At 48.2% G+C, this 24,624-nt stretch carries 29 protein-coding genes; 14 read left to right on the plus strand and 15 right to left on the minus strand.

Going from position 1 to position 24,624, the window contains the following annotated elements; translation table 11 throughout:
• The first annotated feature begins 428 nt into the window (after positions 1-428).
• The 4 genes from metA to CZ203_RS00135 all read left to right on the plus strand — a co-directional run bounded on the left by metA (position 429) and on the right by CZ203_RS00135 (position 5,727).
• Complete coding sequence (gene metA, locus CZ203_RS00120; RefSeq protein WP_087064111.1) at positions 429-1,343, plus strand: homoserine O-acetyltransferase MetA; 915 nt, start codon at positions 429-431, stop codon at positions 1,341-1,343.
• Between the two features lie 390 nt (positions 1,344-1,733).
• The gene (locus tag CZ203_RS00125; protein ID WP_087064112.1) at positions 1,734-2,105 is read left to right on the plus strand and encodes a BlaI/MecI/CopY family transcriptional regulator; all 372 of its coding nucleotides are present in this window, start codon (positions 1,734-1,736) and stop codon (positions 2,103-2,105) included.
• 29 nt (positions 2,106-2,134) lie between these two features.
• Positions 2,135-3,835 (plus strand): M56 family metallopeptidase, encoded by a 1,701-nt coding sequence (locus CZ203_RS00130; protein ID WP_087064113.1) that lies wholly within the window; start codon positions 2,135-2,137, stop codon positions 3,833-3,835.
• Between the two features lie 35 nt (positions 3,836-3,870).
• Entirely contained in the window at positions 3,871-5,727 is a 1,857-nt protein-coding gene (locus tag CZ203_RS00135) for a WG repeat-containing protein (protein WP_087064114.1), read from the plus strand.
• A 217-nt stretch (positions 5,728-5,944) separates the two neighbouring features.
• On the opposite strand, the gene CZ203_RS00140 is transcribed toward CZ203_RS00135, so the two are convergent.
• The gene (locus CZ203_RS00140) at positions 5,945-6,334 is read right to left on the minus strand and encodes an MmcQ/YjbR family DNA-binding protein (RefSeq protein ID WP_087064115.1); all 390 of its coding nucleotides are present in this window, start codon (positions 6,332-6,334) and stop codon (positions 5,945-5,947) included.
• A 300-nt stretch (positions 6,335-6,634) separates the two neighbouring features.
• Here CZ203_RS00140 and CZ203_RS15555 point away from each other — a divergent pair, with 300 nt between their 5' ends.
• The 3 genes from CZ203_RS15555 to CZ203_RS14995 all read left to right on the plus strand — a co-directional run bounded on the left by CZ203_RS15555 (position 6,635) and on the right by CZ203_RS14995 (position 7,692).
• On the plus strand, positions 6,635-6,898 hold the full coding sequence (locus CZ203_RS15555) for a helix-turn-helix domain-containing protein (protein WP_456236169.1): 264 nt from the start codon (positions 6,635-6,637) through the stop codon (positions 6,896-6,898).
• A 59-nt stretch (positions 6,899-6,957) separates the two neighbouring features.
• A complete protein-coding gene (locus tag CZ203_RS15560; RefSeq protein ID WP_456236170.1) occupies positions 6,958-7,032 on the plus strand; it encodes a hypothetical protein in 75 nt (24 codons plus the stop codon).
• A gap of 183 nt (positions 7,033-7,215) precedes the next feature.
• Positions 7,216-7,692 (plus strand): hypothetical protein, encoded by a 477-nt coding sequence (locus tag CZ203_RS14995; RefSeq protein WP_235847412.1) that lies wholly within the window; start codon positions 7,216-7,218, stop codon positions 7,690-7,692.
• A gap of 78 nt (positions 7,693-7,770) precedes the next feature.
• On the opposite strand, the gene CZ203_RS00155 is transcribed toward CZ203_RS14995, so the two are convergent.
• From CZ203_RS00155 to CZ203_RS00170, 4 genes are all read right to left on the minus strand, one after another.
• Positions 7,771-8,907: an AlbA family DNA-binding domain-containing protein gene (locus CZ203_RS00155; RefSeq protein WP_087064116.1), complete on the minus strand. Its 1,137-nt coding sequence runs from the start codon at positions 8,905-8,907 to the stop codon at positions 7,771-7,773.
• A 140-nt stretch (positions 8,908-9,047) separates the two neighbouring features.
• The gene (locus CZ203_RS00160) at positions 9,048-9,224 is read right to left on the minus strand and encodes a hypothetical protein (protein WP_235847414.1); all 177 of its coding nucleotides are present in this window, start codon (positions 9,222-9,224) and stop codon (positions 9,048-9,050) included.
• Between the two features lie 298 nt (positions 9,225-9,522).
• Positions 9,523-10,533, minus strand: a complete 1,011-nt coding sequence (locus tag CZ203_RS00165) for a hypothetical protein (RefSeq protein ID WP_087064117.1) — start codon at positions 10,531-10,533, stop codon at positions 9,523-9,525.
• Between the two features lie 181 nt (positions 10,534-10,714).
• Entirely contained in the window at positions 10,715-11,692 is a 978-nt protein-coding gene (locus CZ203_RS00170) for a hypothetical protein (protein ID WP_087064118.1), read from the minus strand.
• Between the two features lie 240 nt (positions 11,693-11,932).
• On the opposite strand from CZ203_RS00170, the gene CZ203_RS00175 reads away from it, so the two are divergent.
• The 3 genes from CZ203_RS00175 to CZ203_RS14050 are packed head-to-tail and all read left to right on the plus strand — an operon-like array spanning position 11,933 to position 13,651.
• Positions 11,933-12,310 carry a BlaI/MecI/CopY family transcriptional regulator gene (locus CZ203_RS00175; RefSeq protein ID WP_087064119.1) on the plus strand — a complete coding sequence of 126 codons (378 nt, stop codon included), beginning with the start codon at positions 11,933-11,935 and terminating at the stop codon, positions 12,308-12,310.
• Positions 12,311-12,368: 58 nt separating this feature from the next.
• Complete coding sequence (locus CZ203_RS00180) at positions 12,369-13,421, plus strand: M56 family metallopeptidase (protein WP_159456280.1); 1,053 nt, start codon at positions 12,369-12,371, stop codon at positions 13,419-13,421.
• Positions 13,422-13,423: 2 nt separating this feature from the next.
• Complete coding sequence (locus CZ203_RS14050) at positions 13,424-13,651, plus strand: hypothetical protein (protein WP_143436007.1); 228 nt, start codon at positions 13,424-13,426, stop codon at positions 13,649-13,651.
• Between the two features lie 169 nt (positions 13,652-13,820).
• Here CZ203_RS14050 and CZ203_RS00185 read toward each other — a convergent pair whose 3' ends face one another.
• Positions 13,821-14,210 (minus strand): hypothetical protein, encoded by a 390-nt coding sequence (locus CZ203_RS00185; RefSeq protein WP_087064121.1) that lies wholly within the window; start codon positions 14,208-14,210, stop codon positions 13,821-13,823.
• Positions 14,211-14,317: 107 nt separating this feature from the next.
• Between CZ203_RS00185 and CZ203_RS00190 the strand changes: the two genes are divergently transcribed.
• Complete coding sequence (locus tag CZ203_RS00190) at positions 14,318-14,914, plus strand: hypothetical protein (RefSeq protein WP_143436009.1); 597 nt, start codon at positions 14,318-14,320, stop codon at positions 14,912-14,914.
• Between the two features lie 51 nt (positions 14,915-14,965).
• Here the strand turns inward: CZ203_RS00190 and CZ203_RS00195 are convergent, their stop codons facing one another.
• From CZ203_RS00195 to CZ203_RS00235, 8 genes are all read right to left on the minus strand, one after another.
• A complete protein-coding gene (locus CZ203_RS00195) occupies positions 14,966-15,652 on the minus strand; it encodes a peptidoglycan recognition protein family protein (RefSeq protein ID WP_087064123.1) in 687 nt (228 codons plus the stop codon).
• The gene (locus CZ203_RS15320; RefSeq protein ID WP_087064124.1) at positions 15,649-16,104 is read right to left on the minus strand and encodes an XF1762 family protein; all 456 of its coding nucleotides are present in this window, start codon (positions 16,102-16,104) and stop codon (positions 15,649-15,651) included. The genes CZ203_RS00195 and CZ203_RS15320 overlap by 4 nt, the downstream gene beginning before the upstream one ends.
• Positions 16,101-16,331, minus strand: a complete 231-nt coding sequence (locus CZ203_RS00205) for a phage holin family protein (protein WP_407927685.1) — start codon at positions 16,329-16,331, stop codon at positions 16,101-16,103. The genes CZ203_RS15320 and CZ203_RS00205 overlap by 4 nt, the downstream gene beginning before the upstream one ends.
• 48 nt (positions 16,332-16,379) lie before the next feature.
• Positions 16,380-16,811, minus strand: coding sequence for a S24/S26 family peptidase (locus CZ203_RS00210; protein ID WP_087064126.1), 432 nt, complete (start codon positions 16,809-16,811; stop codon positions 16,380-16,382).
• Entirely contained in the window at positions 16,808-17,506 is a 699-nt protein-coding gene (locus CZ203_RS14055; protein ID WP_143436011.1) for a hypothetical protein, read from the minus strand. Before CZ203_RS14055 ends, CZ203_RS00210 begins: the two co-directional genes overlap by 4 nt.
• Positions 17,507-17,516: 10 nt before the next feature.
• Positions 17,517-17,972, minus strand: coding sequence for a hypothetical protein (locus CZ203_RS14060; RefSeq protein ID WP_143436012.1), 456 nt, complete (start codon positions 17,970-17,972; stop codon positions 17,517-17,519).
• 506 nt (positions 17,973-18,478) lie between these two features.
• Positions 18,479-19,117, minus strand: coding sequence for a hypothetical protein (locus tag CZ203_RS00230; RefSeq protein WP_235847413.1), 639 nt, complete (start codon positions 19,115-19,117; stop codon positions 18,479-18,481).
• Between the two features lie 183 nt (positions 19,118-19,300).
• The gene (locus tag CZ203_RS00235) at positions 19,301-19,465 is read right to left on the minus strand and encodes a hypothetical protein (RefSeq protein WP_207651253.1); all 165 of its coding nucleotides are present in this window, start codon (positions 19,463-19,465) and stop codon (positions 19,301-19,303) included.
• Between the two features lie 525 nt (positions 19,466-19,990).
• Between CZ203_RS00235 and CZ203_RS00245 the strand changes: the two genes are divergently transcribed.
• Together CZ203_RS00245 and CZ203_RS14065 are read left to right on the plus strand one after the other, a co-directional pair.
• The gene (locus CZ203_RS00245; protein ID WP_087064131.1) at positions 19,991-21,775 is read left to right on the plus strand and encodes a leucine-rich repeat protein; all 1,785 of its coding nucleotides are present in this window, start codon (positions 19,991-19,993) and stop codon (positions 21,773-21,775) included.
• A gap of 56 nt (positions 21,776-21,831) precedes the next feature.
• Entirely contained in the window at positions 21,832-22,773 is a 942-nt protein-coding gene (locus CZ203_RS14065; protein WP_143436014.1) for a hypothetical protein, read from the plus strand.
• Positions 22,774-23,009: 236 nt separating this feature from the next.
• Here CZ203_RS14065 and CZ203_RS00250 read toward each other — a convergent pair whose 3' ends face one another.
• Positions 23,010-23,891: a LysR family transcriptional regulator gene (locus CZ203_RS00250; protein ID WP_087064132.1), complete on the minus strand. Its 882-nt coding sequence runs from the start codon at positions 23,889-23,891 to the stop codon at positions 23,010-23,012.
• Between the two features lie 307 nt (positions 23,892-24,198).
• Here CZ203_RS00250 and CZ203_RS00255 point away from each other — a divergent pair.
• Positions 24,199-24,624: iron-containing alcohol dehydrogenase (locus tag CZ203_RS00255; RefSeq protein WP_143436016.1), on the plus strand; the 426-nt coding region annotated here is incomplete at its 3' end.

The raw sequence follows: 24,624 nt of genomic DNA on the forward strand, positions 1-24,624 counted from the left end.
TTTCAGGTTCGTTTTGGTTTGCTTTGCTTTACGTTGTTTAATTTACAAGGTGCAATCTTTTTCAGCCTTTCCGGCGCTTTTCTTCACCGGAGCAGCTTATTTAGTATAGCACTCAGCAGGCCGCTTGTCAAGGGCTTTTTTTCAAGGCCTTTTCCGCTTGCCGGCTGACGCCGCGCCGCCTCACCGAAGCAGCTTGATTAGTATACCACCCGACCCAAGCTTTGTCAACAACTTTTGACCTTATCTTTCAGGTTCCCAGGCGATGCCCCTCCGGGCGTCACTGTTCCCCCTTGCAGGTGGTGTTTTTATATTTTATCCGCTTTCCGCCCGTTTGTCAACCTCTTTTTTCCTTTCTCCTTGCCCCTTTTTCCCTTCTGTGCTATAATAATCGGGCAAATGACACCGATTAAAGGAAGGGGGCTATCCCATTGCCTATTAAAATTGCCAACAGCCTGCCTGCGCGCGCCGTCCTTGAAAGCGAAAATATCTTCGTTATGACCGAATACCGCGCCCTCCACCAGGACATACGGCCGCTGCGCCTTGCCATGCTCAACCTCATGCCCACCAAGATCGTCACCGAGACCCAGATCCTCCGCTGCCTGTCCAACACCCCCCTGCAGATCGAGGTCGACCTCATCCAGACCTCCAGCTACACATCCACCCACACGCCGGAGGACCACCTGCTTACCTTTTATAAGACCTTTGACGAGATCCGGGGCAATAAGTACGACGGCTTCATTATCACCGGCGCGCCGGTCGAAAAGATGGCCTTCGAGGACGTCGACTACTGGGCCGAGCTTTGCAGCATCATGGACTGGACCCGCACCAACGTCCATTCCACCCTGCACATCTGCTGGGGCGCGCAGGCCGCGCTTTACCACCATTACGGCATCCCCAAGTACCTGCTCCCCGAAAAAATCTCCGGCGTATTCAGCCACCGCGTGCTGAAGCCCCGCGAAAACCTGTTCCGCGGCTTTGACGATGTGTTCTGCGCGCCGCATTCCCGCCACACCGAGACCCGCGCCGACGACGTGCGCGCCAACCCCGAACTCACCGTGCTCGCCGAGTCCGACGAGGCTGGCCTTTACATCGCCGAGGCGCGGCAGGGGCGGCAGATCTTCGTCATGGGGCACAGCGAGTATGACGCCGATACCCTCAAATCCGAGTATTTCCGCGACCTGGGCAAGGGCATGGACCCCCATATCCCAAGCCATTACTTTACCGACGACGACCCTATGAAGCCGCCTGTCGTCTCCTGGCGCTCCCATGGCCAGCTGCTTTATACCAATTGGCTTAACCATTACGTGTATCAGACTACACCCTACGACTTGACGCGGATGTAAGTTAAATTAGCCTAGTTTTACGCCATTTCACCTGTTTTATCTGTTTTAATGATCAAAATTATTCCGTTTTTCACATCCTTGATCATCCGGTTGAAAACCTTGTGAAAACCGTATCTTACCGTAATTTACCGCTGCTTATCACAAAAATGGAGTACTAATTGGAGTACGGGCATTTATAATTGGAGTACAGAACGATGGTGCTTTAATGATGCATATTGCGCTCGTGCGTAAGAAAGGGACAGGCTACCGCCTGTCCCTTTTTCATACCTGTAGGTATGGAAAAGCTAACTGCGTTGGGCGTTTTTTCAAAAGGGGCTTGACAGAATTCAATTACAAGTGTAATCTAATGTTAAATTACAAGAGTAATTAAATGAATAGGAGCGACGCAAAATGGATAAATCCGAAAAACGCATCTCCGATACTGAGCTTGAGATCCTGAACCTGCTGTGGCACAGCGACGAGGCGCTGTCCTCAACTGAGGTGTTCGAGCGGCTGGACACCGGATGGAAATACCCGACCGTGACCACGCTGCTCGGCCGATTGGTAGAAAAAGGTGCGGTGCGTTACGAAAAACGCGGCAAGGCATATTATTACTCTCCCGCCATCGACGAAGCCGCCTACAAGGCGAGCGAAACCGCACGTTTTATCAGCAGGATGCACGGTGGCTCGGTGCGCAGCATGATTGCCGCGCTGTGCGATAGCCGCGGCCTGACGGAGCAAGACGCCGAGGCGCTGCGCCGTATCTTCGATCTGACAGACTGACTTTGACGCCATAGAGAGGGAATCGTCTTATGCTGCAAACCATCTTTGCGCGCTATCTCGCCGTTTCCGCTGTCACGGCAGCTGCGGCGCTGCTGATCCGCCTGCTGCGCGTGCCGTTCGGCAAGGTGCTCGGCGTCAAATGGCAGTATTACGGCTGGCTGCCAGTGCTGCTGGTCATGCTGACCGCGCCGCTGCTGCCCGCGCTGCCAAAAAAGGCGCCGTCGCCGCTGCCGCAGGCGGTGCAAGGACTCATTGTGTACGCCGCACCGCCGTCCGTCTCTCCCGTGCGAGCGCCGACTGACTGGGCTGCGCTCTGCGCCGTGCTGTGGCTGACCGTCGCAGCGGTATCACTCATCCGCTTCGGACGCAGTTACCGCGAGGTGCTGCGCGGCGTGAAACGCACCGGCGTTCCGCTGACAGCGGGTCTTGAGCGCGAACAACTCGACCGCTGTATCACGCTCATTGGCGTGCGCTGCCGGGTGCGCCTGTACCGCTCCGCCGCAGTCGACACGGCCATGCTGATCGGCGTGCTCCGCCCGATGATCCTGCTGCCTGATACCGAATTGAGCGAAGACGAACTGGGCTGCGTGTTTGCGCACGAGCTGACGCACTGCAAGCGTCATGACCTTGTCTACAAATGGCTGGCAGTGCTGGTGCGCACAATTCACTGGTTCAACCCCGCCTCCTACCTGATTTTGCGCGACCTGAACACGCTGTGTGAACTTTCATGCGACCATGCGGTCGTCGCCGGATGGGACGAGCCGCGCCGGAAGCAGTACATGAAAACCATCCTGCGCATGCTGGGGACGGCGAACCAAAGCCGCCAATCGGTCACGACCGCGATGAGCGCGGGACGGCGCACAATAGAAAAACGCCTGACGCTGATCCAGCGCCACCGCCATGTGCGGCGCACTGCCCGCGCAGCGGGCGTACTCCTGACGGCTGTTACCGCCGCTGGCATACTTGGCCTCGGCTGCGCGGCGCGCGCTGCGGTACAGCCCACCCCGCTCCCCGCGCCCGCATCCGCGCAGGCATTCGTATCCAAGCCCGTGCCCGCGCCGACCGTTCCCCTGCCGATCACACCGGTGCCACCCACAGAACCGGACATACCGCCGGCCGCCCCAATGGCGGTGGCCCCGCACATCGAGGCACAGTCGCCCGCCGCGTACGCGACTGCCTACACCACCGCACCAGAGACGGCGGCGCCGCCCGCGCAGACTCCCTCAGACGAGCCGCAGACCGACCCTGCTGCGCCGGACACCTCCGCCGTGCCCGCCGTCCAGATTAAGCCGGTCACGGCGGAGGACTTCTTCCTCTATCACCTTGAACCGGGCGTGAATATGGAGACCATCCGCGTCAATGCCGAGCGCAGTGGGCAGACCGAAAGTGACGCTGGCCGAACCGACCTGTCCAGCAGCTACCGAGTAGCCGAATACACGTTGGACAGTGTCTACGGCTCCCAGCAGGTGCTCGCCACCGTCACGCCGGATGCAAACGGCCGCACGACTGTTTTCCTGCAAAGCGGCTACGCCGACCCATACAACGTCCGCGTGATTGATGGGGAAACGCAGGAGACAGCCGGGCAGGTCACGCATTGGTCGCTCGCGGGCAACCACCACAATGCGTTGTCCTTTGCAGGACTGGATGCAGGTAAAACCTACGATGTCGTCGTGGAATGTGCCGGCGATGACAACGACCATACCATCACGGGAACGGCGATTATATACTAACAGGTTGTCAGCTATTATAAGGGAGGAACGAGAGTATGAAATTTTATAAAAAACTGCTGGCGGGCGCGCTAGCGCTGGCCTTTGCCCTGCCGGTGGGCGCGGGCGCGGCGGAAACCAAAAACTATCACGACTTGACGCCGGTCGGCAATGACTTTTACTGGCTGGGCGGCGACCAGCACTGTATCTCCTTCAAGGAAAACGGAAAATACGGCGTCAAAACGCTCTCCGGCACGGTCATCCTGCCCGCAGAATACAGCATGATCGGCGGCTGGGGCAGCACCGAGGAGCGCATGCAGATCGTCAAGAACGGACTGTACGGCATGGCGGATACGGGTGGCCATATCCTGATGGAGCCGAAGTGGAAACATCTAACCATTGGGGAGGACAGCGTAACCCTGCAAACGCAGGACGACAAATTCGGCTTTGCCGATCTGGACGGTCGTATTTTCCTCGAGCCACAGTACGACGACGCGGAGGTTTTCGAGGACGGCCGCGTGCTCGTCGGCAAGGATCTCAAATACACCTATATCGACAAAACAGGCACCCCCCTTGTGCCGTGGCAGGATTACGAACTGTCCACGTGGGATGGCGTGTACTTTTCCGATGGCCGCTACCGCAACGCAACCGACCGTGTAATCGACCGCACGGGCAAGGCCATCATCGAAAACATGTATGACGGCAAAGTCGAGTTTTTCGGCGGCCGTGTCGGCGTTGCGGAGAAAGACGGCAAGGCCGGCCTGATCGACCCGCAGGGCAAGGCAATCTTGCCGTTTGAGTACGATTACATCATTGACCGTCACCGCAACTTTTTACCAGATGGAACCCTTCTAATCGCCAGCAAAAACGGCCGTATTAGCTTTTACGACCTGAATGGTAAACAGATCGGCGGCAGGGATTGGGAAAAAACGGATTCCGGGATTGGAGCAACGATAGGGCGTATGCTCGTTATTCGCGAAAACGGCAAGTACGGCCTGATGGATCTCTCGGGCAATATCGTGCGCGAGCCGCGCTACGACAGCCTTTACAGCGACCCACGCACGGATACCGACTCGTTTTTCGTATTTGACGGTCAACTTGCCGGCCTGATGAGCGCGGACGGCAAGCTGCTGACCGAGCCTTGCTGGCTGTTCGACCAGTATCCAAACCGATGGAGCAACGACGGCTTTTGCTCTGTGCGCTGCAACCGCACGGCGGCGCTGATCAGTAGTAAGGGCGAGCTGGTAATCGCCCCTAGGGAATTTGACGATATCGTCACGCTCGGAGACGGCTATATTCAGGTAGCCAACGAGGAGGAGAACGACGTTTGGCGCTATTATCTCGCCAGAATCAACGATACGATTGTGCCGCTGGACAACGCGCTGCTCAGCGCGGCGGCACATGGGAGCGACCCGAAAGTGCAGTATCTGGTCGACCGCGGCATCCTGCGCGGCGATGAGAACGGCGACCTGAACCTCGGCGGCAGGGTCACGCGCGCCGAGTTCGTTACCCTGCTGTCCCGCGCGGAAAGCTGGAACCTGTCCGGCGTGCAGCCCGGCACGTTTACCGACGTGCCTGAAAAGCACTGGGCGGCGCGGGAGATCGAAAAAGCGGTGGAGTTCGGCGTCGTCAATGGCGTGGGCGGCGGCAAATTCGACCCGGACGGCCCGATCACCAACGAGCAGGCGATGATGATCTTGGTGCGCCGCGCGGGCTACGCCGCCCAGGCCGAAGAGCTGGATAAGCAGTACCCAGATGCGTCGTATCATCGCGGTTACTTCAGCGTTGCGGGTCAAATCGGGTTGCGAGCCAGCGCCGGTGACTTTCATATCACCGAACCCGCACCGCGCGACCTTATCTGCCAATTCCTTTATGACTATCTGCATCTAGACACTGATCTCTCCATCGGTATGTAGACATCTAAGTGCCTACTCATCAAAAACCGCCCCTCTGGACATCACAGGCCGGAGGGGCTTTCTACCTATAGCACATGAGGCAAGACCACGGGTGCTTGTACGTGGAAAATGTTTTCAGTATCTTGTAACAGCGCCTTCATAGGGTGCAGGGTATAGCTTTGATAGACGTACCGGCGGCGGAAAGGTCATATCTCGTCGCCCTGCAAACTGGTATTTCTTATTTTTCTGTCGAAATCATACGTTTTTTAATTTTTACAGCAGTCGCTTCAAAGCTCCTATCAAGAAGCATTTTTATCCTGTCGTCAGATACACTACCATCTAAAGCAACGGTTATCCAGCTATTTTTGTTCATATGATATGCAGGAAAGAAACCTAATTCTGAGCGTAATGAACCTATCATTATGGGATCACATTTGAGATTTACAATATCCAAAAGGCTATCACCCTGTAATCCTAATTTCACTTTGGGCACATCCAAAATTAAGGCAAACCATTTTTGATTGTTGTTATGACGAAAAACCACATAATTAGGATACTTTATCCAAGGGCAGTCTTTCTCTACATTATAAGTTGCTGTGATATACGCTTCTAATTCAGTCCTGTTCATATTATGCTTTCCTCGCAAATCCAGATTTGTCATTTCGTTTTGATTATACGATTTTTGTACACTTATAACAATATAATTTCTCCGCCATTCCCACATTTTAGCAGGTGAAAAATATTTTATACCCACTCCTCAAAAAATGGCTTTCTACCTGTCCGCAGGCCATATTACTCCCCGTTTCCCTACCCCTTAGAAAGTTCCTCTTCACAAAAGCCCTAAAGGCTTGTTTTTTATTTATCCTCATGCCGCATATACTATCCCCAGTGATGCAAATGCGGAAACAAATAGACCCGATGCGTGGAAATGTCTCGAGCGCTTCCCATCCTGCAAGGCCGCAGCCGGTGCCGACCCAGAACGTGCAGATCAAAACCCGTACCGCCAACGGCTTGCAGTTCCCCACGTGATCCTTTTACCGGATGGCAGGAACCGGTTGCCATAAAGGAAGCAAGAAAGGCAAAGGGAATATCGCGCAACCAGTTAGCGGACAGGATGAACATTGCGCCGCGCTATATCACGTCCATTGAGAACAGCGGGCAGCACTCAAGCATGAGCTTGTCACCTTTTTAAATGTGTCGGTAGACCACAAATCCACGCAACGGCGGCATCTTGACAGTCTGCTTGCCGATATGAGCGATAACGGCCTGCGGATTGTGACCTCAACGGCGAAGGAAATAATCGAAGTCGAAAAGACAGAGGACTAACCTATCTATACGAAGATTGCAGCGCAAAGCCGCTGCAATTTTTTTGTGCCAAAATTGGAAAGGAGTAGGTAGCAAGCACATCAAATGAGTACCCATTTGCGAAAAAAATGCTTGTTGGGAGTTTCCCAAACCCTTATAGAGAAAGGCGGCGGCACTATGGCAAACCGAAAGCGCAATATCTAAATGAAGTTTTGGATTTCAGAAGAAGAAAAACGTCTAATTTACGAAAATTGGTATTATTTCAAATGGCGAAAACGCCGCGATGAAGCAATTACCAATCCGGCAGTTTGGCGCATACTTCCGCAAAATGGCGATAGACGGATATATCCTTGTAGTAGACCGTTCGGAAACAAAAGCATATATCTGGGAATTGCAAGCAATCAGCCGCAATATAAACCAGATCTCCAAACGCGCCAACGCATCGGGAACAGTTACCGCCAAGCCAAACAACAAATGAGCGAATACGGCATTATCAAAAAGAATGTAGACAGTATTCTTTACCCGTCCCAAAGCAAGACGAGAAACAAGAACGGTAAGCAAAACCAGGGGGTAGCGAGTGGAAAGTTAGGGGCTGAAAAATTCCCATATAACAGGGCTTTCAGCGCGGGAAAACGGCATAGCCGATACTTTATATTCAAACCGCAAAAAACGGCTTTCTAATTGTCCACGCAAAAACAAAAAAAAGAACGGGGCGCGGTGGCCATAATCGGCAACCGAGCCGCTGTCCTTTTTACTTGATTATTCTTTCCGACTTCTCCATTCGATAAGTAATTGATTTAACGCAACTCCTATCCGTAGACGCTCTTTATAAAAGGCTGTTTTATTTTCGTTTCCTGTGTTGATATAATCGTATCTATCAATTTTTTCAATTCGTTCAGTTACCAAGTTTTGATTTCCCTCTAAATAAACTTCAAATGCTATGCGTTCTTCATCGGAAAAGAAAAACAGTACAACATTTTTAAGGTTATTGCAGGCATGGCGTTCTTCATCATTTTCACGATTATAAAGAAAAGTAAATACACGATACCGCCTACTACCCGCAACATAATACTTGTAACAATATTTGCTTTGATTGTATTTATCATGGCAAATTAAGCCCCATTCAGGCACGGGTACATGAAACCGCCCACTATCTAAAACAGCTGTTTGATAACTGTCAAGTATAGTGTTTTGATACTTTATATTTAATATTTGAAATGATGTTCTTTCATTTGTCATAGCATAGGAATAGAACTCGTCGGCTTCTCTATCATCATCTTCGCTTATAATCTCAATAGTATATTCTGGCTTAAAAATATTATAAAAAGTATATTCGTTATCAGTCCATTCTAATTTATTATGCATACGGTCATAAATATACTCTAATGGCGGTTTTGTTAAGCCTAACCGCTTTCTCCAAAGATTTTCTATATCGAAAATATCAGCATTTCCGTTGTTTGGTGTGTTTTTATCCCCAATTCGTAAGTATATGCACCCCTCGCGCATTTTCCCGTAAGCTTTTTTCAGATATATGGGAGTTTTATCTGTGTTATATATTACCAATACATCGAGAACAACACCCTCATAGTTAATTGTTTCGACAGATATTTTGGGGTAATTATCGCCCGCGAATTGTAGGTGAGATATTGTATCTATGATACTAACCTGTTTTCGTCGTTCTTTTGTCATACCTGTAACTTGCAGATTATCAGAAACGCCAAAAATCAAATAGCAGTTTTCATCATGGACAGTATTAGCAAAGCAAATAATATCTTTAACTAAATCTTCCGTTTGGTCATGCCATTCCTGCTTAAAATCCCAACATTCGCTCTCCTTGCCTTGCTCCAGGAAAAAGCGAATAAGTTTTTCTATTGTATAATATTGAAACTTTGACATAACTATCATCTCTTTTCATTAGCAACTTGATATTAATATTATTATATCATATCATCACATATTTTTCCACAAAAGAACGAGGCGCGGTGGCCATAATCGGCAACCGCGCCTCGTCTTGTTGGTAGGCTATTCTTCTTCGGTCAAGGTAAACTCCAATTCCGAAAACTCGCTATCGTCAATTTTCCATTGCGGGCGGTAGAAACGGCAAGTGCAGCAATCTTCATCACTTCCGGCACAGCCGGATTGATAACGGCAAATCCCGGTTTCTGCTGCATGAGCCTTTCAAACGCGCGCTTTTTGCCATCTGTAAAATACATTCCGTCTGCGCCTCCTTTCCTGCGGGCATAAAAAAACGCCGCAGATTAAAAGTCTGTGGCATGGCAATATGCAAAAAGGAACGCTATCTTGATGATAACGCCCCTTTTGCTCGGTTATTCAGTTGTAACCTGTTTGCCCTCTGTCCTTAAAACGCGATGATTACTGGTTTTTTGCTTGCTTTCTTATCTCACCGCGCTTAACAGGTGGGCTTTTTTTGCATGATTAGTTAAATGCTTATCCAGTGCACGATACCAACATGCTTCAAAGGAAATGGGATCAGTCGCCTCCCACGCACCATTATTTGTCTTCTGATATCAGCTCAAAGTTTGCAATTGCGCCATAATCACTTTTGACTACCGGCGTATATTCCTGCGTTTCAAAATCATAATAGATGATTCCCTCAAAATCATTGAGTGTGCCGAGGAAATAGGCTCCCTTTTTATCGGTTGAAAGACAGCCATCCTCAGGAAAACTGTCGTCCGTCTCTAACAAGGTGTCCATTGTATTCAAATCAATAAGTCGGGTGAAAGTGTGAGTTGTACAGCTTTGTGTCAATGCATCGCCAATTGAATACAACATAAGGTTGTCTGTGGTATAGACTGACCTTATTAATTTATTTTCCTCGCATAATATTTTGCGCTTATCACCTAAATTATAGTCATAGGAATAAATCGTATATGTCGGTGGAACAATGCTGTTTGCTAATATACTCGCATACTCTTCTTCCTCATCATATATAGCTACATATAAACGTTTTTGCACTCTATCAATGCTCAGAAGCCGGGAACTTGTTTCATATGGCTCATCCCAATATTGAATACTGCCGTCTGATAAATCTATTTTCCCCAAGGCTACGCTATGGGAATTTTGTGGCCTTGAAACTAGGACGAAAAGAATATCGTCCACAGGAATAATATCGTTTACAGCAACTAGGTCATCCGTAAGCTTGCGGTCGGATCCAGTTGTTAAGTTATGCACATAAAGCTGATCCCCTCCTGTGTGCTTTCTTTCAAAGGAATGATTGTCATTTTCATTGCAATAATAAACTGAATTTGTCTTTTCATCATAAACGCCTAAGGCATACATTGCACTAATGGGAAACTTAAATCGTTCGGAAACCTCTTTGCTCTGTAAATCATATTTGCAGATAGTCCCCTCGATTTGATTAACGCCTAGTGAGTCATAAACGGTAAAGCTAAGATACTCATTTGTCTTTTGTCCATTGTCCGTATTCAATTTATCATAACATATAACCGACGATGCTAGCACAACAAAACTGAGCAGTATAAATACAATTTTATGCTTCATAAAAACACTCCCTATAGGCAGATAAAGGGGATATTTGACATACCCCCTTTATCTGCCTATATGTAAACGATAATTAAAAAAATAATTTATTAGCTAGTGCAGAGTTTTTCTCGTTTTCAACGAATAAGTTAATATCTGTTATGCATAGCACATAAGGAATGCCAAAAAACACTTATGTTAATTAAGTTTCCCAATAGTTTTTGCTGTTTTCAAATGAAAGGCTTGTACTATATTTATAGCCAAAATACAAGTCATCGGCTCTCTTTGCATCGCCAGTAAACCAGTCAGGACTATCCCATCTCCAAATATCCAGTATGGATTTTGACTTTTCATTCATTATATCTTGTTTTGTCATTGTTTTGTTAAAAGTGCCCTTATCATTTTCGATATGAACGCTAATTTTAGTACCGTTTTTGATACCTACGGAATTTTTTATGGCAACATCGCCTATATGCAATTGGTTTCTATCTGTTCCAATTCTGTCACCGTAAAAACTTTCATCAGTCATACCTTTCGGAGCAGCCGGAACAGGATCTGTATTGCAATTCGGATATTTGCTCTTACTGATTGGAGGCCAATTATCACCAAACGTGGTCATCCTTCCGGATTGGGAAGTTCGAGGTGTAGCACGTGTGCTGTCACTACCAAAACCGCTGCTAATTTGCGAAAATGTTAAATAGGTTCCCACATATGTACCATCGGGCAAAGAACCGTTCACCATATACTGATCCAACGTGCTATGATATTCACAATCACCTCGCACACGAATTAATTGACCGTCTTGATCATATTGCGCAACAGCGCCTTCTTTCGCAATATAATATTCATCATATGTATAGACGGGTAAATTTTGAAACTTTTCTATCATCGCCTGATTTTCCGCCTCAATTTCGGCAGGATCACCAGCAACTTCGAATCCTTCGATTTCATGACCTACTTCCCGCGATTCAGGAGCGGCTTTTTCAATATGGGTTACTTCGTAGCTGCCGTCCGCGTTAAAGGTAATTTCACTACTGGGGGTGAAGGTCACCGGCACATTCCCCTTGACAGCATCCTGATGGTCGTTGTCCAACGCCAACACGGAAAAAGATAAAAGCGTCATCAAAACTGACATTGATAAGATAGTGGACAATACTCTAGACCATATGTTTTTATTCATGTTGTAATCTCCTTTTCTAAATGGCTTTGGTGCGGCCTGTCACTCACACGTGACCTTTAAAAATCACCATCCTTTTCAGTTATTGTAAAAACAATATCATTAATTAATAAAAATATCAATCCATATTTTTCAACAAATTCCCTTACGTAAAGCTGTTATGTTTTTTTTAACCATTTTAGTTGACATTACTCGTTGTGATTGTTATCATTTAATTGAACGTAATTTGAAAGGAGGATAGCGATGGAGTTAACTAAAAGTGAATTAGAGTTAATGGAAGTCTTATGGCAGGCTGGTCAGCCTCTTTCAGGTTCAGAAATTATTTCCAATTCCAAAGAGAAATCATGGAAAAACGGGTCAATCCATGTTTTGCTAAATAGCTTGTTAAACAAACAGGCCATTCAACAAGTAGGAATTGTAAAGAGCGGGAAAGGCTATGCACGGACATTTGAACCCACGATCACGTCAACTGAATATTATTCAGAGTTTTTATCCAAATCTGCGAAACGCGCCTCCGTCCCCTTGATCGTGAGCGCTTTGTTCCGGAAAAACGAAATTACGCCGCAAGAGCTGGACGAGTTAGAGAGACTGTTGGAAGAAAAGCGAAGGGAGCTGACCTGACTTGTGCGTTAGCGCGTATTCGACTGCCATCTCTGTGATTTTTTTCAATCTCTCTGTTATGCCAGTTGCACTTTTGGGCAGAAACACAAAATTCTTGATTAAATATAGTATTCATGTGCTTTTTTTGCTCGCGGTTTTGAGTTCGATCCGACTGATAACTCCACTAGATAATGCTCGTGCTCTTATCATTCACTCTGATTTTATACTGCCCCATTTGATTACGTTTCTCAACACGCCTTTAATTGGCACTTTTACAATTTGTCATCTTATTTTATCCGTATGGCTTACGGGTTCACTTGCCTTCTTGCTCAATTACCTGTTGCAATCCTATCAGGAAATAAAAAGGTTGAACCGCTCTGAGCCAACTATTGATTTGCAAGCAGAAAGCTTACTGCAAAAGCTATATCCTAAGGCGAAGCTAACTGTTTCAGCGAATATCGATGCGCCAAAAGTGAGCGGTATCTGTAAACCACATATCTATCTGCCCGTTCTTAATCTATCTGACGAGGAGTTATCATGGATTTTAAACCATGAGTTGCAACACTTTCGGAACCATGATCTATTGATTAAAGTGTTCCATTTAGTTCTGACTGTAATCTTCTGGTGGAATCCGCTGTTGCACATATATCGAAGAGATTTAGATAATTTACTGGAATTGCGATGTGACGCTTCACTGATGTCTCATGCTAATCAAGAAAACAAATTCTTTTATCTTCATACAATCCTAAAGGTCATGAGGCAAATTAATCAGCAAGATAGGAGGCCATCTCGCTGCACATCTGCGCTACTCAAATGTGAGCCCAAAAGTTTTATATACCAGCGTTTTGATGTTATTATTGAACAAAACATATGTCAACGTGCCTTGCGCATATTTTCTGGCATTGTAATTGCTTTTTTTATCCTGTCTTATTTTGTAATCATTCAGCCTGCCTATCAAGCACCAGATACAGATGATTACGTCGTGTTTACGCCACAAAACTCTTATCTTGTTCCTACTAATAATGGCAAATATGATTTTTACTGCGATGGAGTCTTAGTTGATTCCTTGTCACAAGAAGATTTAAAACATCTTCCCTTATCAACCATACCCATTCGACTTTTGGAGGAATAATTATGAAAAAGGCATTGATTGCGTTTTTAGCAGTTATACTATTCACCTCAATGACACCAGCTTTGGCGGTACAGCTAGCCCCCAGGGGACAAGTTGTAGGCACGTTAAAATCCGCGCGGATAGAAGAAACTGAATGGAAATATCGAATTGTTAATGGTGTTTATCAAAAACGTTTATGGTCGATTACTTATGGTGTCTGGCGGACGGACTGGATAACTTGTCAACCGTAACAAATATACGAAAAGCGAGGTTATGGCCTGGAAACGGGCACATAGGCCTCGCTTTTTCATGTTATAAAACAAACCATAGATCACTTGTGTCTCGCTCAGTTTTCCACCAAACCGCTTCTGTGGTATTAAGACGTAAAAAAAAGCCGCCCCAATTTTGGGGCGGCACAGCTCACACATATCCTTCTCTTAAAATAAGTTCATATCCTCTTTGGAATATGTGCTTCACAGTCTTCATTGTACCCATCACAGGACTTTCCCGCTTTTCCTTCGCGTCAATGATCAAACGTAAAAACGCTTCACACATGTATGGCATCAATTGAAAATAGGCTCGATACATAGTTGTAATAAATCTTACTTTCACCTTTTTATCGATAATAATTTCATGAATTGCGTAACCCGTCCAAATCACAAAACCTACAAGAACAAAAATGGGGGTGATGAAGAAAACCTTTACTAATATGCCCGCTGAAAGCTTTCTTTCATTATTCATAATAGATCCCAGTCCAATGCCGAAATACAAAATACACAGTACCGTAGTTATAAGCACCCAGGCTTTCATAGTAAGACATCCCTCACTCTACTAACTATAATTGAAAATTTTGTTTAGTTTTCTTGATATATCACAGAAAACCCCGTATAATATTGTAAAAACGGATTTGGTGACGAATGAAACGCATTATAATAGCTTTACTATTTGTTTTTATGATAAGCGGAGGAATTATCGGCCTCACGGAGATCTACAATCCTGACAATCTGTCTTCACGCAATCCAACCAGCGCGGAAGGATCATCACAAATGCTTCAGCAGGAATCCACCGAAGGACTGGTAGACGCCGCACTTAATTACAGGCGTGCGCGAGAAATCTGGGTATCCAATACCCGGCAAAGCGGGTTTGAGTCTATCCTACAATATTCAGACGTTTATCAAGAACTCTTTTCCCGGCCTGATGCTGCAGAAGTGTTGATGAACCGCTATTTACAAACGCCTGTCAGCACAACAAGCTATGATTTCGCTATGCCTGACGCGTTGCTCGAAATCATGCTGACGCAAGAGCACCTTCGCAACCAGCTTACGCCCGAACAGCGTGAAGTGCTTGACCAGCAAATCTACCAAAATTATTTACTCCGCTCACAATACCCTGATCTTTACGGGGAGAAGGAAGTAAGCCCAGCCTATAACTGTCAAATGGAAATCATGGAGTCAATGAAGTATGAGGATAACTCCGTGAAGTTTCCATATACCGTAAATGAAAATACAGAATAACTCTCGCCCCCTCGGATAATACAGTCTGAGGGGGCATTATCATGCTTATTTTTACTGATACAGCCCGGCGCGCCAGTTGATCACCAGCCCGCGCAGCATGTAATGCTCCAAATCAAGTTGCCCGTCGCCGTCGCCCTTGAGATACCCCTTGGAAATCAGGTCGTTCACACACTCACGCGCCCAAGCCGGTACGTCCTTAATCGTTTTATATACAGTGTACATATCTTCATCCTCCTCGATTTTCTCTGGTTTTGTAATAACCTGTTTGAATGTTGCCCACAACTTCGGATCGGCCACCATGGGTGCTGGACAATCCTTACCTGTCACGTCGTAATGCCGGAGTACGTGGGTGCTGGTAATCCTGTATTTCGCCATCAGCTCACGGACAAGTTTGGCCGCGTTGTCGATACTCCCCTGCCGCACACGCCCGGCCTTGTCGAGCATGCAGATTTCCACGCCGATGCTATTCGCGTTGCGGCAAGCCTTGTGCACGTACTTTCGTGCGCCGACATGCCAGGCAACGTCTTTATCCGGCACGCTCTGCCAGGCTTCACGCTCGTCCACAAAGTAATGCGCCGAAGCGTTTAACCCTGCCTGACGTGCAAAATAGTCTGCATTATTTTTCGCTGTGTCGCCTTGGTTGCCCGTGTAGTGGATGACGATAAAGCCGATGTTTGCCGCGGTGCGGCTTGCGGCCTTGTAGTTCGATGCGTGGGCGGTCTTGGTGTTGATGGTCATGCTATTGCCCTCCTAAGTACAGATTGATATAGTTGCTTTCGACACGTTGGCGCACTGTCTTCACGCGGCCTGCTCGGGCTGCTCCAACTACCCCCACCTGCTATGCGCTCAAACTCCCATCCTGCCGCGCGCAGGCTTACTCCCGGCTCGCTATCGAGTATGTAGGTAATGATGCGTTCATACCCCAGTTCGCGGGCGCTGCGCCGACACGCCGCATACAGGATGCTACACGCATTGCGCGTGCCGTCTGTGCACATCCGCAAAACCTCGACAGTGTTGTGTTGGTCGATATTGCGCGCTACAGGCCTCCCTACAATCGCCACGCCGCAAAGGCGGTCACTGTTGTCGTAACACGCCAGCGAAAAGCGATGCCCGCGCACAGGCTTATGATGACGGTGATGCTCAGCGACAAATGCATTTGCGTCGGCAAGCTCGATGTGCTTGATGGTCACTTGCCGCCACCGCCCAACTGCTTGGCAATCTGGTTGACACCCGTCGCGGCCAGGCCGCTGACAATACCGATCGCAACCGCCGTAATCGGGTCGCCCGCGCCGTAGTCTGGCATGATGTTCATAGACACCACGCCGAGCAGCGCGCCGACACAGCCGCATACGATCGGCAGCCACTTGTTGTCAAGTTTCGCCGCCTTCACCACATGCGCAACCAGGTAACAGATCACTGTAATCGCCGGGATCGCTGTAAATCCAAAATCTATATATGTAACCTCCTATTTTACCGGCAGTTCGTCTACTGCCGCCATAAGTGTATCAAGGTCGCCGTTCCCGCCCAGGGCGTGGTAAGCATCGTGCATCTTGTGCAGCCTGCGCCGGTCATCAAAGTCCACTTTGTCATCATGGATATAACAGCGGCATAGGTATTGGATGCGGACCCGATGCGTCGTCAAGCTGCCCTCATCCCAAAACGAAATGACGTCGCCGACTTGATAAACATCCTCCCTATGGAGGATAATCAGATCCCCGGCTGAAAAAGTGGGTTCCATGCTGCCGGAAAGGACGGTCAGTTGGGAATCCCCCCCAATATAGGGCAACTTCTGGTGAAAAAGCGCCCGAGCCGTGATCTGCCAGAGATTAAACAGCAGGATGAAGCAAAGTATCGCAATAAGCAGGGCGTGCAGAACCTTAAAAAAACGCCTTATCATATTTCCTCCGCATGGATGGCCATGGAAAGCAGATAAACAAGATCCGCTCCCGTCCCGATCTGTGTATCCAGTGCATCATTGCCGTCAACCGGCCATTCCCAATCCAAGCGATAGGTTACAACGGCGCCTCCGTCAATGGCGGTATCTAAAACAAGGCTGCCGTTTGCAGGCAGGAAACCGGAAACAGCCTGTCCGCCTAATTCCCCCCCATCCGCGCCCAAAGGCGTCAATGTGAAGCGGAGCGGCAAATGAAGCCCATTTTCGGCCAGCGCAATTCTGATATCCAGCCTGGAAGTACGTGTGTTTTGCAGGCGAAATTGATAGTACCCGAAGGTGCCAGGCGCAATTTTTTCCTGTGCGCCGTTGACCCGGTTATAAAACAGGTCGATATCGCTGCTCTGTACCCACTCGGCATAGCCGCCCTCCCGGTTCTCCCCATATACGCGAAGGAAACCGCCGGGCGACGTTGGATTTTCCCCATCGCCCGTTTGTGAACCGCCGCCGGAAGAACCGCCGCCGCTACCGGGCGGCGACGTATTGCCACTGCTGGGCGGGATGTCTCCACTACCGGACGGCGGATGGATACCCCTCGGCGGGATGGTACCTTTATCCGGCGGGGAATCAATACTATCTGGCGGGAAACCGTTGGCTCCGGGCAGGTCACCGACGACGGGTGTTACGGTGCCGCCGCCCACAATGACGCCGCTATCGCCGGGGGGGCTGCCCGATCCCCTCCGGCGTGGCAATCTGGCCGCCAGGTTTGATTCCAGTGCCATCCGGCAGGGTAACCGTTCCGTCTGGCGCAATTGTATAACCGCCACCTTCCATCCTCTTGTCGAGGTAAACCACGGTGTCATCCGGCAAAATGACAGCGGCATTGCTTCCACCGCCGCCCGGGATGACTATCTTACCACGGCAAGTGGAGATTTCCCCGGGCGTAACAACGACGCCGCTGCCGACGGTGGCAGTGCCGCCGGGCATGATCACCCGGCCGCGGTTGTCGGCGTAGGTATATTCACTGGGGAGGATCGTGATTTGGCTATCCTCCAGTTGAATGACAAGCTCCAATATCCTTACATCAACGGCTATGGTAATGGTGCAACCGTCATCCGCCCGGGCAATCGTAACCCCCTGGCTCGCATCGCTTTGCGTGATGGACACTGGCTGTTCCGCTGCCAGGGCGCCATCTGGATAGTAGGCGATAATCCGATGCTCCCCAAACGGGACGTCAGGGAACAGGAAGCGCCCGTCGCTGCTGTCGAAATCGGGTCGCTGTGCAGTTCCAAACGAAGGCCTGCGGCCGGAGAACCGTCCGGATAGAGCACGCACCCGGTCAGGTGCGCCGCTGTTTTGCCCGCCGGCTCTTCCGGGCTGAGCAAGATGGTATCTATAATCTGTCCCAGGGGCGCGGGGCTGGCGCTGCGCCCCAGAACAAAGCCCACGATGCAGGTGGTGACCATCGCCAGGAACAACAGCAGCAAAAGCAGCGGCCAGCCGCGCCGGCTTTTTCTTCCTCCGGGGAAGCACTGTTTGTTTGTCCCATATAGAATCCTCCTTTTAGGAAGTGTGTTCCAGCCATTGGCAAAATGCGCGGGCTTGCGGCGCACTTTGCCGAGGGCTGAAAGCCCCCGAAAGCCCGCCCCGGCACAGGGGGCGGGAATATGCGATTAGGTGGTAGTAGTGTCTTCCTCCGGAGTGGCCTGCTTGCTGGTTACGGTGATATCCAGCACCCATTCTTGATCTTCGTATGTATTGTCGTTGCTGTCTTTTGTATCTTTTTCGCCAAAATCCCACGCCCAGGAAACAGTCAGCGTCTTCTTCATGTTGCTGTCCGTTTCGGAATAGTCGATGGTACCGGTGACTTCGTCCTTGCCAAGCGTATAAACAGTAGCGGTTGCGTTGGTGCCGTTGGCCACCTCAAATTTCAAACCGTCGGGTAGAGTAGTGCCGCTGGCGGCTGCAATCTTCATGGCATAGTCCACGCCCACCTCGCTGCCGGTGCCGTCGATCACGATATCAAAGCTGCCCGTGTTGCCCGGGGCGATCACGCCCTCCTTAATATCCGTGCCCTCATAGGCCGTACGGTTTGTAGTGCTGCCCAGGTCGATGGAAGTAGTTTTTTCTGTGATTGAATTGTTGCCGTTTTTCGCGTCAAACTTCCAGGCCGCCACAGTGGCTTTGGCAGTGCCGGTGACTTCTGTGACATACCGGGCCATAGTTCCGCCCAGCAGGCAGGTGGTGACAAGCGTCAGCGCCAGTGCCAGGGCGCCGAGGCGTGCTGCATTCGATTTTTTCTTCATTGTCATAGCAAATCCTCGCTTTCTACTCACTTTCTAAGTATTGGGAACCATGCAAAAAGGGGTTCGCCTAGGCACGGCTCCCGTGTGCCCGCGGCACTGTATATCCCAGGCACACATGAAAGCGCCCGGTGCTGTATGGCCTCTCCCGTGCTGTGCCCACGGGAGGGGAAACCAATGCATACAATTTTATTATTTGCCCACGGTCTCCTGCCGGGAGTCCTTTTCCCGCTTGAGCACGGCCAGTTCCGCTTCGAGCTGGGCGGTGCGGCTGGCCTCCGCCTTATCCAGCCTGCGCCGGCGCCAGACGTTCCAGGCGAAAAACAGCAACAGCGGGCAGATGATAAAAAGGATCATACCCGTAAGCAACATCGGGCTCGAAAGGATGTTTGAATATGCTTTTAAGATGATAGTTTAGTTTGTAGCAGAATTATTTTAGAAAAGAAGTAACTGGGGTTGCCGATCACGGCAACCCCAGTTATACTAAGGAATAGAAGCCTATGTCAAATTCAAGGAGTTTGGAGGGTGGTACTTGGAGGGCTTCGGGAAGAGAAAAGAGGGTAGCCAAAGAGATACCCACACGCATGGCAGGGGCTTCTATCTGGCTTAAAAATCCTATTGAAATATTGGCCTGATCTGCTCTTTATTCTTGTGTCATACCCCTTTGTCTTCTGTGATAGCCTATCTTTAAGCCAACAGAAGCAAATCCTACTCTGTATCTGGCAATATTATCACTTTTCATACCCATATCTTTCAATATGTATATTGGGCTTGAGAATTCAATTTTTGCATGGTACGATCAAGATATCCTGTGCTTCATACAGTAAAACAGAGGTTCAACAACCGGAAAACTAATTTACGGGGAAAAAGGAGATCCAGGAAATGAAAAAAATCTTATCCAGCATCTTAGCAGTAATAACCCTAATGTCAGCCCTAACAGTTCCAGCTTTTGCAGCTAATTCCCTACCCTTTACGGATGAGGATTATTTGCGTGAGGGGTTTAGCAGTGCTGATTATAAACAGTATTATGTGGGGTCAAAAAATAATAAAGCAGTTGAATGGCCAGAGGGTACTTTGGTTCCAGATAGTTCTTATTACTCAGAAAATGGTTCAAGAGGAAATAATTCTTATTATGATAAGAATGCGACAGATATTAAGTTGCCTAAGAGTACAGTTATTATTTCTCATCTTTTGTTGAATGGCCGTAAAAGCGTAGAAACCATCAATTTCAGTGAGTTGACTGACCTGAAATTCATTGATTGTAATTCCGTAGGGTATACAAAAATCAGTGAACTTGATTTGTCTAATACTCAGGTAGTCAAGATTGGGCATGGTGCATTTAGTAGCTCTTATTCTTTGAAGAAGATAGTTACTCCTCAAACTTTAAAGGTGATTGATTATAATGCTTTTGAGGCTTGTGCCCGAATTAGTGATGTAACTTTAAATGATGGCTTGGAAAGAATCGAGTCTGAGGCTTTTTGTAACTATACCCCTTTCCAACTGTATTTGCCTTCTTCGTTGGTTTATATTGCAGACGATGCTTTTCGAGGGTATGGTAAACAGGGTTCTTACAAGGTAGTGAAAGGCAGCTATGCAGAGGAATGGTGTAAGTCGGGCGATAGAAAATATACCTATGTAGATGGTTCAAGTGGAACTACTCCGGCAGCCCCCTCGACGCCTCCCAACACCCCGCCCACCCCCTCAACAACTACCCCTGCCCCTACAATGGAGCATACTCAAAAAATTGGTGGGGTGACATTTTCCAATGTAGTTAAGTATGAAGAAATTGATACGATTGACTTTAACAATAATAAAATCCATGCTTACTATGTAACTTTAGGTTCAGAGGCTTGCATGCGTTCTGATGTAGACAATACAGACTTTATTTATTATGATGTTCAATGGAACAGCCCTGGTCCTTTAGGTACAGATAAAGACCATTTTGATGGTGTGTATAATAAAACTTTAAGTAATGTAAATGTTGTTCCTTATCCTACTACAAAGAATGCCAACGGCACTTGGAGTGCAGGGCTGACTTGGCAGGTGTTTGATAAGTACAATGAAGATACTCTAAGAAGCAAGTTTATTACCGTAAAACAAGGTGATAAGACTTATAATTATCTTCTGCAAGTAGAGCAGTATCCCGTTTATACAGACCAAAAGCCCACCATTGATACTACAACGCAGGCAGAATCAGCAACAGCCAATCCTAATATGTCAAAGGTAATTGTGGATGGCAAGGTAATCAGTTTTGATTCTTATAATATTAACAATAATAATTTTTTCAAGTTGAGAGATATTGCACAGGTGCTAAAAGGAACAAGCAAGCAGTTTGAAGTGAAGTGGGACGATACAATCAGTTGGATGGACGGCTATGGCAATTGGGGGAAAGGTGCTATTGTCCTGACTTCTAAGACGCCTTATACAACAGTAGGTGGGGAGTTAAAGGCTGGGGATGGTACAGCAAAGCAGTCCACCTTAAACCATAGCCCCATTTACTTGGATAGTGCGTATAATCAGGTGAAGATGGCAGCCTATACCATCAATGGCAACAACTATTTCAAGCTGCGGGATTTGGGGTTCTATTTTGATTTTGATGTAACTTGGGACGCCAATCAAAATGCAGTCGTGGTAGATACGCAACATTCTTATAACCCGAATACCTAATAGATATAAACTGAAAATCAGTTTATATAAAAACAAAAAGAAAAGGGAGAAATAAGATGAAAAAGATTTGGAAAAAGTTCCTGTCAATGGGTATTACCTTAACTTTGTTATTAGGTATGGCAACAACAGCATTTGCAGTTGAAACAAAGACATATAGTATTAAGGAATTTGACGGGACTTCGCTTGGTACGATCTCAATTACCAATGTTGTTTCTGATAACATTAAGGATGGTATTTACGAAAATGCAGAAACCTATACTATCCAAGTTACAAAGGACTCCTTAATCACTTATAATATCCGCACTTCTGGTTTAAGCATTTCTCAAAACGGAGAAGATATCTGGGAACAGGAAAGTGTTGTAAAAGTAAGTAATGCAAAAGTCCTTTCTGAGGATGAGGGCATTATAGACTATGAAGCTGGTTACACCATTCAGTTTATTAAAACAGGTACTTATACAGTTGGTATGGATGGACACATAGGCACAAGGTTGGGTTCTGGATGGTTTCCTATTGTATTTAAAGTAACAGATGGTACATCTTCTACTACTCCCCCTCCTGCAACAGCTCCCATTACTGCTTCCCCTACAAGTTCCAAAGTCCTTGTAAATGGTTCTGTTATTGAATTTGATGCTTATACTATCAATGGGAATAACTATTTTAAACTGAGAGATATTGCGCAGGTGGTATCTGGTTCTGGTAAGCAGTTTGAAGTAACTTGGAATGGTGCTAAAAATGCTATTGAGTTAGTTTCAGGCCAGCCTTATACTGTTGTTGGTGGGGAATTGGCAAAGGGTGATGGAACTGCTAAAAATGCTATTGCAAACACTTCTGCCATTTATAAAGATGGTGTGGTAGTGGAACTGACAGCATACACTATTAATGGGAACAACTATTTTAAGCTGAGGGATTTAGGCCAGTCTTTTGATTTTAATGTTTCTTGGGATGGAATAAATAACTGTATTGTCGTGAATACCTCTGAAGGCTATACTGCTGACTGACTAAGTGAATTTTTAAAGGTGTGCGCCGGAGATCGGCGCACACCTTTGTTTTTGCTTCAAGATGAATATATTTATAAGTGGGCAAAAAGGCATCGAACCTGCAAATTAAGTGTTTCCAAGCCCTAAATTATACATATTGAGGCGCCCAAAAACCATCCCTGCAAGGGTCGGACTGCCCGCTGCCAAAAGGTGCGGCGGATGCAAATTGCCCTTGCCTTTTCCAGTGAACGATAGCGCTAAGGATGCGTCCATTCCTGCTTTAATTGCGCAAGAAACACCTCGGCTACCCTTGAAAACACCTGATATTTTTTCCAGACCAGATACAGATTTGTTTCCAGTGTAGGCATAAGCGGCCGGAAGCAAAGCTCGCTGTCGGCGCCGGTATTAATCAGTTTGTCAAAGGACAGGGCATAGCCCATCCCTTCCCGAACCAATATCCCGGCGTTATAGGCCAAATTAAAGGTAGCCACGATATTGAGCCGATCCATCTTCTCCCCAAACCACTTGGGAAAATCCTCTGTAATCCCCTGCCGGGAGCAGATCAGCGGCAGGCCAAGCAAATCCTCCATTTGGACAGCCTCCTTCCGGGCAAGGGGGCTGTCTTTTCGCATCACAAGCCCCCAACGGTCAGCGTGCGGGATCTCCAGATCATTATATTTCGATAAATCTACCTCTTGGGCGATGACTGCAAAATCCAGCAGGCCCTTATCCAGCCGCTCCGCCACGTCTTCGGTGTTGCCGCTATACAGGTGCAGACGGATGCGGGGGTACTGCCCCTGCAAGGATTTGACGCATCGGGCCAGATATTTGACCCCGTCGGACTCGGCGCAGCCGATGCGGATATCCCCGCCGGTGACCTCCCCCAAAGATTTAAATTCATCGGCGGTCTTATCCACCATATCCAAAATGTCCTCCGCCCGCTTGCGCAGGAGCATCCCCTCGTCAGTCAGCTTGATGCTGTAATTGCTGCGGGCAAAGAGCTTCTTTCCCAGTTCCCCCTCCAAATCCTTAAGCTGCTTGGATAAGGTGGGCTGTGATACATGGAGGCGTTCCGCCGCCCGGGTGATATTCCCCTCGCGGGCTACCTCCAGAAAATAACGCAGGACACGGATTTCCATATAGATCCCTCCTCCTACCAGAATAGCAGCAGCAGTTATTCTTTTCAAGAATAACTTGATATAGAAACCAAGTATTTGATATTTCTAGGCTGCGCCCTTATACTCAAGGTGACAAGGGGGCGGCACTATGGCGGACGCGATAGACATCCAAGGGATGCTCTAGCAGAACCTGGTGGACGCGGGCTGCGGCCAGGAAACGATCCAAATCGGAACGCCCTGCTCGGCGCAATCCACCGGAGCCAAAAACAGATTGACTGCCTGGACCACCTCGTCTATCAAACCGAAAAGGACAGCGTTAGGAGGAATTATGATGATCCAATTTGATTTTAACAATCCCACCCACCTGATTTTTGGCAGCGGCAGCATCGCCATGTTGGGACGGCAAAAGCTGCCGGGTAAAAAGGCCCTGTTGCTGATGTCCAGCGGCAAGTCTGCCCGGGTTAGCGGCGCCTACGGCAAAGTGACCGACCAACTCAGGGACGCGGGCGTAGCGTGGGCCGAGTTCGCCAAGATTATGGAGAACCCTGTGAAAAGCATTATTATGGAGGGCGCGGCCTTCGCCAAAGAGAACCGCTGCGACTTCATCGTGGCCTTAGGCGGCGGTGCGGTGCTGGACGCTTCCGTTGCCATCTCTGCCATGGCGGCCAACCCCGGCGATCTGTGGGACTATGTGCATGGCGGCACCGGCAAGGGGCGTCCCCTGGTGCATCCCGGCCTGCCCATCGTTACCGTC

This window comes from Intestinibacillus massiliensis (assembly GCF_900155735.1).
In the GTDB taxonomy this organism is placed as follows: Bacteria; Bacillota; Clostridia; order Oscillospirales; family Butyricicoccaceae; genus Intestinibacillus; species Intestinibacillus massiliensis.

Bases quoted from the DNA above. Each gene is read 5' to 3' on its own strand.
- CZ203_RS00125 (WP_087064112.1), top strand. From the start codon at position 1,734: ATGGATAAATCCGAAAAACGCATCTCCGATACTGAGCTTGAGATCCTG.
- CZ203_RS00130 (WP_087064113.1), top strand. From the start codon at position 2,135: ATGCTGCAAACCATCTTTGCGCGCTATCTCGCCGTTTCCGCTGTCACG.
- CZ203_RS00135 (WP_087064114.1), top strand. From the start codon at position 3,871: ATGAAATTTTATAAAAAACTGCTGGCGGGCGCGCTAGCGCTGGCCTTT.
- CZ203_RS00140 (WP_087064115.1), bottom strand. From the start codon at position 6,334: ATGAACAGGACTGAATTAGAAGCGTATATCACAGCAACTTATAATGTA.
- CZ203_RS15555 (WP_456236169.1), top strand. From the start codon at position 6,635: ATGTCTCGAGCGCTTCCCATCCTGCAAGGCCGCAGCCGGTGCCGACCC.
- CZ203_RS14995 (WP_235847412.1), top strand. From the start codon at position 7,216: ATGAAGTTTTGGATTTCAGAAGAAGAAAAACGTCTAATTTACGAAAAT.
- CZ203_RS00155 (WP_087064116.1), bottom strand. From the start codon at position 8,907: ATGTCAAAGTTTCAATATTATACAATAGAAAAACTTATTCGCTTTTTC.
- CZ203_RS00160 (WP_235847414.1), bottom strand. From the start codon at position 9,224: ATGTATTTTACAGATGGCAAAAAGCGCGCGTTTGAAAGGCTCATGCAG.
- CZ203_RS00165 (WP_087064117.1), bottom strand. From the start codon at position 10,533: ATGAAGCATAAAATTGTATTTATACTGCTCAGTTTTGTTGTGCTAGCA.
- CZ203_RS00170 (WP_087064118.1), bottom strand. From the start codon at position 11,692: ATGAATAAAAACATATGGTCTAGAGTATTGTCCACTATCTTATCAATG.
- CZ203_RS00175 (WP_087064119.1), top strand. From the start codon at position 11,933: ATGGAGTTAACTAAAAGTGAATTAGAGTTAATGGAAGTCTTATGGCAG.
- CZ203_RS00180 (WP_159456280.1), top strand. From the start codon at position 12,369: ATGCCAGTTGCACTTTTGGGCAGAAACACAAAATTCTTGATTAAATAT.
- CZ203_RS14050 (WP_143436007.1), top strand. From the start codon at position 13,424: ATGAAAAAGGCATTGATTGCGTTTTTAGCAGTTATACTATTCACCTCA.
- CZ203_RS00185 (WP_087064121.1), bottom strand. From the start codon at position 14,210: ATGAAAGCCTGGGTGCTTATAACTACGGTACTGTGTATTTTGTATTTC.
- CZ203_RS00190 (WP_143436009.1), top strand. From the start codon at position 14,318: ATGAAACGCATTATAATAGCTTTACTATTTGTTTTTATGATAAGCGGA.
- CZ203_RS00195 (WP_087064123.1), bottom strand. From the start codon at position 15,652: ATGACCATCAACACCAAGACCGCCCACGCATCGAACTACAAGGCCGCA.
- CZ203_RS00210 (WP_087064126.1), bottom strand. From the start codon at position 16,811: ATGATAAGGCGTTTTTTTAAGGTTCTGCACGCCCTGCTTATTGCGATA.
- CZ203_RS00230 (WP_235847413.1), bottom strand. From the start codon at position 19,117: ATGACAATGAAGAAAAAATCGAATGCAGCACGCCTCGGCGCCCTGGCA.
- CZ203_RS00235 (WP_207651253.1), bottom strand. From the start codon at position 19,465: ATGATCCTTTTTATCATCTGCCCGCTGTTGCTGTTTTTCGCCTGGAAC.
- CZ203_RS00245 (WP_087064131.1), top strand. From the start codon at position 19,991: ATGAAAAAAATCTTATCCAGCATCTTAGCAGTAATAACCCTAATGTCA.
- CZ203_RS14065 (WP_143436014.1), top strand. From the start codon at position 21,832: ATGAAAAAGATTTGGAAAAAGTTCCTGTCAATGGGTATTACCTTAACT.
- CZ203_RS00250 (WP_087064132.1), bottom strand. From the start codon at position 23,891: ATGGAAATCCGTGTCCTGCGTTATTTTCTGGAGGTAGCCCGCGAGGGG.